The following is a 754-nucleotide window of genomic DNA, read 5'->3' on the forward strand; positions in this document are numbered from 1 at the left end:
GGTGTCAGGGATGAAAACGGTACTACTGTCATTTATTGTTATTGTGTTAGTTGGGTGCACATCAGTCGCCAAACCTACTATCCATCTCCATACCAGTGGTGTTAGCGAAGCAAAGCTAACTAAACTAAAAACCAAACTAGAAAAAAGTGGATATACCGTAATAATTGGCAACCAAGACTTTTCTCATTTCTTATTTACGCCACTAATAGTTGTACCCAAAAAATCGAGATTCAGCACGCCTGCGCTTCAGGAACAAATAACCAACTCTTTAGGCTCTATTCCAATTGTAAAACGTGGTAACTTTAAAAATCATAAGTATTCGGGCAACCACATTGGCGTGTATCTTCGAGGAAACAATGCCACCTAACAAAAAAATCAAGTCACTCACTTCGTTCGCTGGGACGCATACACGCGGGGCGGCTGCGCCATTATGCCCCACCTGTCTGCGCCCCTTATTTAAAAGTTAGAAGGCGTCAGCCTAAACTACGTTTGGCTTTATAAAAATATCAGTTCAACCACCCTCACCTGTTGTTTCATACATCGCCCAAGCATTGGTAGTTTTAATGACACCGCGCTTACTTCAAAGGTTGCGCAATAGGCGCTTTACCGCCAAGTTCTTTTTCTAGGCCAACAGGCGCCATTGCACTTGGTAATTCATAGGGCGGCTTGCTTCAGTCAAATCAACTACATCACTGCACTGTTGTTTTACTTGTTTGTGTTAATAATCAATCGTATGCTGACTTTATTAGTTTTT

At 41.9% G+C, this 754-nt stretch carries 1 protein-coding gene; it reads left to right on the plus strand.

From position 1 onward, the window contains the following. The coding region (locus tag J8L84_RS20185; RefSeq protein WP_247670908.1) for a hypothetical protein at window positions 1-367 on the plus strand (367 nt) is incomplete at its 5' end. Window positions 368-754: the final 387 nt, after the last annotated feature.

The organism is Alteromonas sp. MMG017, from assembly GCF_018100795.1.
In the GTDB taxonomy this organism is placed as follows: Bacteria; Pseudomonadota; Gammaproteobacteria; order Enterobacterales; family Alteromonadaceae; genus Alteromonas.